Consider the following 9,639-nt stretch of genomic DNA (forward strand, 5'->3'; position numbering starts at 1 on the left):
CAGAAATCTCGCGAAGGGGGAACCTCTTATGATTCTAGACGTTCGAAAACCGCTCTAAGCTTACTGTGAATAGCCCCTAGATTTATGGACGCCTTCTTCCCTAATTCTGAGACAAGGAGGCTATGATGGTGGCCGGCAATTTCACTACTGATTTCAAGCGCAATTCAGTCGCGCAGATCACTGAGCGGGGCTACCCCGTCGCAGAGGTCCGGCGATCCGCCGGCGGACTGTGGCCCGGCCAATTCCAGTCGCCCGTGGTCGACCCAGAACACCGCCACCCCTTTCAGCGGGTGGTGCGGGAACAGCTTGGCCACCAGTGCCACATAGCTTGACAGCTGTGGCCAGTAGGAACCGAAACCCTCGCCCCCGCCGCCGGATTTATGGTCGATAAGTATGCACCCCCCTGATCCAACGGCCAGAAGATCGATGGTGCCGGGGATTTCGGCCCCCTCCGGCGAGAACCCCAGGACCGGGATTTCGGCCTGCAGGTCAGTATAGCCCTCGGCCGCCAGCCAGTTTCTCAACGTCTCGGCGCGCTCGGAAACCAGCGTGATCATGGTTTCCTCGAGCCCGGTGGCAGCGGCCAGTGCCGGGATGAGTTCAGGCCGGGTCAGGCAGGTACGCAAGGCCAGATGCAGCGCCGTGCCGCGTGTGGCGTCGTTAAGCGTCTTGGGCCATGGCGCACCAATGTCTATCCTGCGGGTTTCCGGCGCAGCACCCGCGCTGCGGTTTTGTGACGGTTGCAGCCGCCAAGGCGTCAGGGGCGCTGCGGGCAAAGCCGTCGCCGGACCGAAGCGGGAAGCCACAATGGTGGCCCCGTTCGCATATTCGGTAAAACTCGCCTGTTCGGGTAGTTGCGTGATGACCGCAGGGCAGTCCACGCCACCGATCCGCAGGCAGCCGGCCGCGATCTGGGGGGTGCAACTGTCCTCAAGAATGTGGAACAGGTTTTTTGCCTCGGGCGCGCCCTCCTCGCGATCTTTGAGAAAGCCCGGCCATTCCAGCACCAGCCGGTCACGGGCACGGGTCAGCGCGACATAAAGGAGATTCTTCGCATTGGCCTCAAAATCCGGGCGACGGTCTTCGATGAAGCGTCGCTCGGCCTCGGGCGCCACAAAGCCGGGCGTATGAATCAGCGCGGCAGAGCCAAGCACAAGAGCCATATCGTCGATCCGGCCAAGGGCATCGAAACGCGTCGCAGTAGAGCCAGGCCGCTCCTCAATGGCATTGTCGAATTCGGCCACTACGGTGATCGGCCATTCGCGCCCCTTTGAGGCATGCCAGGTCACGATCTCGACCGCTTCTGCATTGTTGGCTGCCGGGTCAGGACGGCGGTCGAAGTCACGCTCGTCCGCACGGGCATCGATCCAGCCGAGGAACACTTTCGCCGTTTCGCCATGGAAGCCCGAAGCGGCTCTAAGGTCACGATGTGCAGCCTCGAATTCGCCCGCCTCGGCCTCAAGCCGCAAAAGATCAGCGCGGGACTGGGCCGCATCGGGCTGGCTATCGGCCCAAAACCGCAGGTCGGCGGCATCAAGCACCAGATCGAGGCCGGCTCCAACCGGCAGGCTTGCAAGCCGGTCCGACAGGGCTGCAAGCCGCATCAGCACCGGGTCATCCGCTAACCGCCCGCCGATCTGTGAGGAAAGCGCCACTTGCAGAGGCAGTGGATCAGGACCAAGCGTGCGCAGCAAAAGCCCCGAATGGATGTCGGCAGGGTTCGCGGCGAAGGCCAGTGCGGCGCGGGCGGCCGTGACGACGGGACTTTTCGCCCAGCCATTTTCACTGATGCGCACGGGAACGCCGCGCGCGCGCAGCTCCTCGGCATAGCGTGCGGCGGTGGTGTGGCGACATACGAGGAGTGCGATGTCCGAGGGTCGTACCGGGCGCGTCACCTGCGTGTAGCGGTCGGTGGTGGTGTCGCCGTCCATCAGGATGCGGGCGATACGCTCTGCAACATGCTCATGCGGCTGCGATGCTGTACGCACACCACGCGATTTGACGGCATTCAGCACTTCAATGGCCGGGCCAGCGACCGGATCGCGGGTCGGAGCTAGAGGATTGTAACTCGCGCCAAATAGGCTCGCGCCCATCGCATTGACGAAGTCCATCACCGCCGGCGTCGAGCGCCAGTTCCGATCCAGTGGCTGCGTTGCGTCCGGGTTCGCTGCCGCCAAGGCCTGCGAAAGCCGCGCGTCAGCACCCTGAAAGCCCATGATCGACTGTTTCACGTCGCCCACCAACAGCGTACGGGGCGCATGCGCCCCGAGTTGCCACAAAAGCGCGAATTGCACGGGATTGGTGTCCTGGAATTCATCGATGATGACGCAATCGATCTCATCCAGCACGGCCTGCCGTACCACAGTATCCGTACGCAAGAGCCTCTCGGCCCCGACGATCATGTCGGCGAAATCGATCAGGCCAAGGGCCTTCTTGCGGGTCTCGTAGGCCCCCATCACCTCTTGTGCACATGCTATCAAACACGACAGGTGCAGCTTCGCATCTGCTAGCGGCCCGGGATGGGCCGGCAAGACATCAGCTGCCGCGATGATGGCGGTCGCCAGTTCGTCATAGCCCTCTGGTGTTTTCGAGCGGCTATTCGACGTAAGCAATCCGCGCAGGCCTTGCCAGGCTCTCCAGTCCCGCCCGAGCAGCTCTGGATCACGCGACACGCGGCGGAGCAGGGCCAGGTTCTTTTCAAGTATCTCACGCGGCCCCTTGGCCGTCACATTGGCCATGCCGCCATCGGGAAAGGCTGCGACCATCGCCAGAACTGCAGCTGTCAGCGCGGCGGCGGCGGAAGCAGGATCCCTCAGCACTTCGCCGTAAACCTCATCAAGCCGCGAGAGCGCTGGCGCGATCAGACCGGGATCTCGCCCTTTGTCGCCAAGACCACGAAGAAGGTCGATCATCGAAAGAACCCGACCGCGCAAATTGTCCTCGACCGTCGCGCCTTTTTGCCAGTTCGCCTCATAGCCGAAGCGCTCTGGCTCGGCTTTGATCGGGTCGAGCGATTTGGCGTGTGCCAGGGCCTGACGGATCAAAAGGTCACGCTCGGCATCGCCCAGATGGCGCGGTTGCGGTGAAGCGCCCGCCGCCAGCGCGTGCTCAGTCAGGAGCCTGAGGCCAAGCCCGTGGATCGTGGAGACATAAGCACGTTCGACCGCCATCGCCTCGGAAACCAGTCCATCAGCCAAAAGTCCGGCGCGGATCCGTTCGCGCAACTCGCCCGCTGCCGTCTCGGTGAAGGTGACGGCAAGGATGCGTTCAGGCCGCACCACGCCGCGTTTCACCCAGTCGGAAAGCTGCGTCTTGATGCGGTGGGTTTTGCCAGCGCCCGCGCCGGCGGGGACGATGACCAGTCCGTGATCCATGGTCATTCCTCCTCGATCGGACGGATGAAGGCGGTGACGAGGGCCGAGCCGTCAGCCAGCGCATAGGGGGTGAAGCCGGCCTCCTTCTTGAAGAAGGCTTCATCCTCGGATGTGTTTAGCACCACACGGCCTGCGCCGAGTTCCGCCAGCCGCTCGGCCAGTTTTTCCACAGCACCTCCATTCACTGCATCGCCCATGTCGCGGCCAAGCGAGCCGTCAGTCAGCGGCAGGCCGGATGTCAAAAGACCGCCATCATTCATCAGATGATAGGCAACGGCGACCTTGCGGCCGATCAATGGATCCATTCCATCGCCCTCGCGCCTGTGCGGTCGTGCGATCATGTCCCGATACAGGCCGGCCTGCAGGTCCCAACCTGCCTCCATCCGCCTGCGCCGCCCCGAAGTGCCGCTTTTTTTGTGGTCAACGATCAGCAGCGCGCCATCCGGTAATTCAAGGATCGCATCCGCCTTGCCATGCAGGTTGATGCCGTACGCCTCACCGGCCAGCCAGATCTCGTTACCGACAATCTTTGCCTTGAGCGCCAGCAGATGGTCACGCCAACGAAGGGCGGCGGCCATGATCTCGCGCTCAAGCCCCCTGCGCTCCATCTCCCATGACGGGCTGCGCATGTAACCGGCATGGCGGATCAGAGCGCGTTCATAGGCCTCGGGCACCACCACGGCCAATGTGTCAGGGTCCGGGATAGACTGCCCCTTTAGGAAGACATGTTCGAAAACGTCATGCGCGATACTGCCTTTGGCCATGACGTCCAGTTCCTCGGCCGACCAGGACATGTCCTCGGCCCCCACCTCACCCAAAAGCCACGCGAGCGGACTGACGAGAAGCGTTTCCAATCGCGAGGGGGATTGTGGTTTCGGCGTGCCATCATCGCGCAAACGTAATGACAGGAGATCTCGGCCCACAAAATCAAGCGAAACAGGCAGTTCGGGGGCCTCAGCCAAAGGCGGCAGATGATGATGCGCAACCGGCCAGTCGCCGGGTGAAAGACGTGACAGATCAGTGATCAGATCGCTGGCATCCTCGACACCGGTGATGGCCCGCGCCACCAGCGAAAGCCCCGCAGAAGGCTGCAAACGCGCGCCCGACAGATCGCGCCACGGAACGAGGAACGTGATGCTGTCAGTCACCGCCTGCATCTGCTGGTCAAAGAACGAAAGACCCCGCGCCAGCCCCTCGGCCCGGCCGCACAATGTCAGGCCTGTGGCCCCGCGGAGCGCAGTAATCTCGCTGTCAAGAAACAGTGGGTTGGCGCGCGGCCGGGTAGGGTAAAGCCCGTCGGTGAAATCGGTCACGATCAAGTGCCGACAGGGCCGCCAAGGGCTTTCATGCGCGGACCACAGGCTGACGCCCTCCAGATTCCGGTCTTGCCCGGCGCTTGTGGGCGGCATGAGCGGAATACCCCGTAAGATCGCCTCCCAATCTGGGGGGCCTTCGCCCGACGAGATCGGCAGACGCGCCCTGACCTGCTCGCCCTGCGCAAGTTGCGCGCAAATACGGTCGAGGAGAAAACGTAACTGCGCCATGCTGCCTGCTGAGGCACGGATATCGTCCCAAAGCTCCTTGTGGGCAGGAGTTGCGGTCAAGATCGCGCCGCGGAAGTCGCCGCGCATCAGCATCTCCGACAGATCGCGCCCGGTCTGGGCGGGCCACGGCATCAAGGGCGAAAGTGCAAGGGCCGCCAGCACCATCGCCGGTGTCGGCGGGCGTTTGGCCAGCGCCAGATGCAGCGCGGTCTCGCCAACAATGTCACGTTGGGGCAAGGCTGCTGGCAAACCCGACAGCGGCACGCCTTGGGCCGAAAAAGCGCGAGCGATCTGGCGTGTATCGCCTGCGGCAAGCACGGAAATCTCGCGCGCTGGAATACCCTCATCGATCAGCGCACGGGCGCGGGCGGCAGCGAAATCGGCCGCGGCCGCCGGATCGCGCAGGCCGAAAAAAGCAAGACTACTGTCGAGGGGCGCGGCTTCTAGCTGCGGTGCGACTACCCCGCCCTGTAGAGCGTGCAGCCGACTGCCGGCTTCGGCTGCTCCGAGTCGACGGGAGGCTGGAACCGAACCAAACTCCTCCTTCAGGCGGGCATAAAGCGCCTTCATCGCGGCAGACGCTAGCGGATCGAGCGAGCCTTCTACCACCGGAACCGGGTCGAGAAAGCATCCATTGGGGAGGTTCAGCACATGGCGCACCGTGGCAAGACCTTCGGGTAGATCGTTCCCCAATGTCCGCCACAGATCGATCAGTGCCGAGAGATGCCGCTTTGCTCGGCTGTCAGGCAGTTGATCGACCGTAGGCGCCCGCAAGTCAGGTGTAGCCAGCACGAGATCTTCTAGCGCAGCCGCCACAGCCGAAATCGTCTCGACCGGTGCGTTGGCGAGGCTATCCGCCCAGACCGGATCGGGCGCCTCGGATATGGCGCGCCCCGGAGACCACTCCGGCGTGATCGGAGCCAGAGATAGCTCGGCCAAGCCGGTATCTGTCAGCCGATACTGCAAACCGGAACGTGGATCGACGACGAGGAACGGGTAATGCATGCTTGTTTCAGTCCGAATGTGGCGCGCACCAGCGCTAGGGATCAGTCCATCACCGATAGTGGGCGCACTGCCCATTTTGGGGCGCCAACCGCCCACGTATCGTCGCAATCCCGCACCGTCTATTTCCTTGCCCGACGTCCACGGGCTCCCCGGAAAGCGACCTGCCTGAACACGCCCTTGATCCTATTCACACGTGCCGGCCTCATGCATCCACCTTCGCGTCGAATTTTAACTTCCTCCACTCGTCAGTCACGCATCTCCTGCTTTCTCTGAAGCGGCCGCCAGCAGTTCATCAAGAATTACCAGATTATTGTGCCCATTGCCGGCGTGCACAGGGCCCGCGTCCGAAGGCAATTCAGGGACACGAATGCCAAGGTCCCTGAAATGACAGGAGAACCAGACGGCCAGTTCGCTGCATCGCCACATCAAGCGCCAATCTTCCTTTGGCATCGCGGACAAATTGGCAAGATATGCCCGGCGGCAGCAAGCTGGTTTTCAATGTGCGCCCGGCCGCTACCGTCAGCATTTCCCAGCGCCAGGGGGTCATAGGTTGTAATGCCGGCCGCCAGCCCCAGGAGAACACCTAGCGCCATCCCCAGTATTCGGAAAACAATTGCCCAGACGAGCCTTCCGTTGGAAAGCTCAAGCCCCCCTCCCCTTACAGACAGACAGTCTGGCCGAATGCAGCCGAGTACGGCCGCGCCCAGCCTGTATCCCGCTATTGCCAGCAACGACGTGCATGCGAACGTCAGGAACCCCGCCAGCACCAGCAGAGCGAAATCCGGGGGCGTCGCAAATCTGGCCGCATCAGCAATTCCGGTGTGGACCACAAAAACCGTGCTGGAAACTCCAGCGCTGATGCCTGCGATATTCCTCACCAGAGCCTTGCAACTGCAGCCTTGCGCATTCTTCCGGCCCGTTACCTTTGACGACATCGATCACTCCGCAGGGCCATCTTGCAAGACGCAATTTTTGGTGGCCAACTGATGCCACGCTCGGGCGACAAATTCTGTCGCCCCATGCGATCATTGTGGTGCTCGTGAAGAGCTGGCGGATGGACGATGAGCTACGCGAAAGCTGGTGAACTGCTGCAACTGGCAATGGAACTCTCTGCCTCACACAGCGGCCTGCTATTGAAAGAGATTGATCGCCGGTGGGGTCAGGGAAATGCCAAGGCGGCACGGCGCCGGACACAGCGGATTCTTGCGGAGCTTCGCGTCCAGTTTCCAGACGCATATGAAGAAGGCTCAACAGACGAAGGCAAATGGGTGAACCTCAGTCCCGCCAGGATTGGCAGGCTGGCCGGGATCACTGCCGAAGATCTAGCTTCAATCGATTTGGGGGTGGCGGCCCTGCATGCGATCGACCATTCCGCAGCTGAAAGGCTCGCCAAGGTCCTTCAGACGATCAAGATATCCATAGATTCCCGCGTCCGCAGCCGAACGGATACGGATTTTGAGGCAATCCTCCAGACCCATCATCTGGCTATCCGCCCCGGCCCCCGCGTGCCCGCCCCGGCAAACCTGATGGCAACAATATCAGGCGCGTTGCTGGGGATGCAGAAGCTGAGGTTTTGCTATGCAACCGGTTCAGGGCCCACGACCTCCCGCATTGTCGTGCCATATGGCGTGATCCTTGGTGCACGCAGCTATCTCATAGCGCGTCTCGCGCATACCTCAGGGGACGGCCAGCCAACCAGATGGCGGATAGACCGGATGACTGACGTGAGGCTCCTTGACGAGGCAGGAACGCCACCATCAGACTTTAATTTGCATGACTATGCCAAGCGGGCGTTTGGCTCCTTTTTCCGGCAGGAAGATTTTCAGAAGGTGGTTTGGAAGTTCTCGTCCACAGCCGCACCCCACGCAGGAACCTTTTTCTTTCATCCTAGCCAGAGGCTTGAGGTGCAGGCGGACGGATCGCTTCTGGTCTCGTTTGAAGCAGCTGGATCACTGGAGATGGCGTGGTTTCTCTATCAGTGGGGAGACCAGGTGGAGGTCCTTGAACCTGCCAGTTTGAGGGAAGCAGTTCATCCATTCCGGCGTACGGATTTCCCGGGCTTTCCGTAGTCCAGTGACCGAACCATCAACTTGCGAGCGCATGTGCAGGTTCAAATCAAAGTGGCTGGTGACGTTCATCCGTATCCGCTACCAGAGAGGGGAAACATGTTGCTCGTTGACAAGTACAGGAACCTGGTCCGCCAATTAGTTCAGACAGCACGTGACGACAAATTTGGATGGACCTTCAGGCTATCACGTGGGCAACAACTCACTGACGATCCAGTTAACACCAACTGGCTCCGGTAGCAGAGATTATTTTATCTCGACATATGACAAGAGTGGCACCCTCATGGAACGGTTCGGGGATCTGGACTTGGCATACGTCGATACCAATGGGGAAATTAATTTCGAGTTCACCGACATCATGGAAGAGATACACGGTTTGGCAAAGCGAAGCGCAATAGGCGCTGCTGCCGTCCTGAATGAGCTACTGGCGGATATCGTCGCCAACGACAATGACTAGCACCGGATCGCCCCGGAATTCCGGGGTGGACTGGAGCGCCTGGCGAAGGTCTGTTGCAAGGCCGGGCCGGTTACGTTTGCGTCGTTCGCGCCTGGCAGAGCGCGAATCGCATGTCTCGATGCAAAGGGGGGAGAAATTGTCACATACCGGGGAATTCCAAAAACTGAAAGACAAGCAGCGACGTATCCGCGGTACGTTTCCAGAGCCATTGTCACTCCGGGTCCACCGGTCCATCAGTTGGATTGGCTGTGCGGAGTCGAGCGATCAGAATGAGGACGGCCGGTTTATTTTTCTATGGATTGCGTTCAACGCAGCCTATGCCGACGAACGCAAGCTTCAGTCGGGTCCATGGGGAGAGCGATCGAATTTCCTGGAGTTCTTCAATTCGCTCAGCGCGCTGGATCGGGAGAAGCGTATATACAAGGCGATTTGGGACAGGTTCTCGGGACCTGTGAGAATCCTCATGGCAAACCAGTATACCTTTCATCCATTCTGGCAGCATCATAACGGTATTGAAGGGTACGCCGACTGGAACGAGAGATTTGAGGCTGGAGCGCGCTCGTTCACGAATGCCTTCGCGCGAATGGACACGGCGCGTGTTCTTAGCTTTGTCTTTGACCGTTTGTATGTACTGCGCAACCAGCTAGTGCATGGCGGCGCCACCTGGGCCGGCGACATCAATCGTCAGCAGGTTCGGGATGGCGCCGCCATCCTATCCTTCCTCGTTCCAATTTTTGTCGACCTTATGATGGACAACCCTCATGAGAACTGGGGCATGCCGTTCTATCCAGTTGTGAGCTCCTGACGCATTACGGCGTACACTCATAAAGTTGTTGGCGGTTTGATGGGTTGGTGATTCAAGGCTCCTGGTTGTTGGGAGCCTTGATGAGCCGTCGTCGCTACGAACTGACCGACCATGGATGGGCGATTATAGCGCCGCTTTTGCCGAACAAGCCGCGTGGTGTTCCGCGCGTTAACGACAGGCGTGTGCTCAACGGCATTTTGTGGCGGTTTCGCACCGGCTCGCCCTGGGCTGAGATACGCAAGATCGATCCCCCACCCCCCTGCCACGTCCCAACACGCCATCGTGGATGAGCGCATCGCGCGCGGCGGTGTAGCTGCATAGCTGTCCGCAGCGTAACCGCTGTTCTCAGGCCACGGCCTTGATTGGGTCCGAGGCGTATGCCCATGGC

At 60.8% G+C, this 9,639-nt stretch carries 5 protein-coding genes and 2 pseudogenes; 4 read left to right on the forward strand and 3 right to left on the reverse strand.

What is annotated here, in order from left to right; genetic code table 11:
• Positions 1–2,219: 2,219 nt before the first annotated feature.
• The 3 genes and pseudogenes from IE243_RS24135 to IE243_RS21060 all read right to left on the reverse strand — a co-directional run.
• Positions 2,220–3,380 (reverse strand): annotated as a pseudogene (locus IE243_RS24135) (UvrD-helicase domain-containing protein); the annotation flags it as partial.
• The gene (locus tag IE243_RS21055; RefSeq protein ID WP_191321277.1) at positions 3,377–5,923 is read right to left on the reverse strand and encodes a PD-(D/E)XK nuclease family protein; all 2,547 of its coding nucleotides are present in this window, start codon (positions 5,921–5,923) and stop codon (positions 3,377–3,379) included. The gene IE243_RS21055 and the pseudogene IE243_RS24135, both read right to left, overlap by 4 nt.
• Positions 5,924–6,348: 425 nt before the next feature.
• Complete coding sequence (locus IE243_RS21060) at positions 6,349–6,858, reverse strand: hypothetical protein (protein WP_191321278.1); 510 nt, start codon at positions 6,856–6,858, stop codon at positions 6,349–6,351.
• Positions 6,859–6,984: 126 nt separating this feature from the next.
• Here IE243_RS21060 and IE243_RS21065 point away from each other — a divergent pair, with 126 nt between their 5' ends.
• The 4 genes and pseudogenes from IE243_RS21065 to IE243_RS21080 all read left to right on the forward strand — a co-directional run.
• On the forward strand, positions 6,985–7,992 hold the full coding sequence (locus IE243_RS21065) for a helix-turn-helix transcriptional regulator (protein WP_191321279.1): 1,008 nt from the start codon (positions 6,985–6,987) through the stop codon (positions 7,990–7,992).
• A 187-nt stretch (positions 7,993–8,179) separates the two neighbouring features.
• Entirely contained in the window at positions 8,180–8,446 is a 267-nt protein-coding gene (locus IE243_RS21070) for a hypothetical protein (RefSeq protein ID WP_191321280.1), read from the forward strand.
• 25 nt (positions 8,447–8,471) lie between these two features.
• The gene (locus IE243_RS21075) at positions 8,472–9,251 is read left to right on the forward strand and encodes a HEPN domain-containing protein (RefSeq protein ID WP_244643300.1); all 780 of its coding nucleotides are present in this window, start codon (positions 8,472–8,474) and stop codon (positions 9,249–9,251) included.
• Between the two features lie 80 nt (positions 9,252–9,331).
• A pseudogene (locus IE243_RS21080) lies at positions 9,332–9,517 on the forward strand (transposase); the annotation flags it as partial.
• Positions 9,518–9,639 lie beyond the last annotated feature (122 nt).

Source organism: Camelimonas fluminis, from assembly GCF_014656355.1.
Lineage (GTDB): Bacteria > Pseudomonadota > Alphaproteobacteria > Rhizobiales > Beijerinckiaceae > Camelimonas > Camelimonas fluminis.

What these genes read in the sequence shown, in the direction of transcription:
- IE243_RS21055 (WP_191321277.1), bottom strand. Translation starts at nt 5,923, where the DNA reads ATGCATTACCCGTTCCTCGTCGTCGATCCACGTTCCGGTTTGCAGTAT.
- IE243_RS21060 (WP_191321278.1), bottom strand. Translation starts at nt 6,858, where the DNA reads ATGTCGTCAAAGGTAACGGGCCGGAAGAATGCGCAAGGCTGCAGTTGC.
- IE243_RS21065 (WP_191321279.1), top strand. Translation starts at nt 6,985, where the DNA reads ATGAGCTACGCGAAAGCTGGTGAACTGCTGCAACTGGCAATGGAACTC.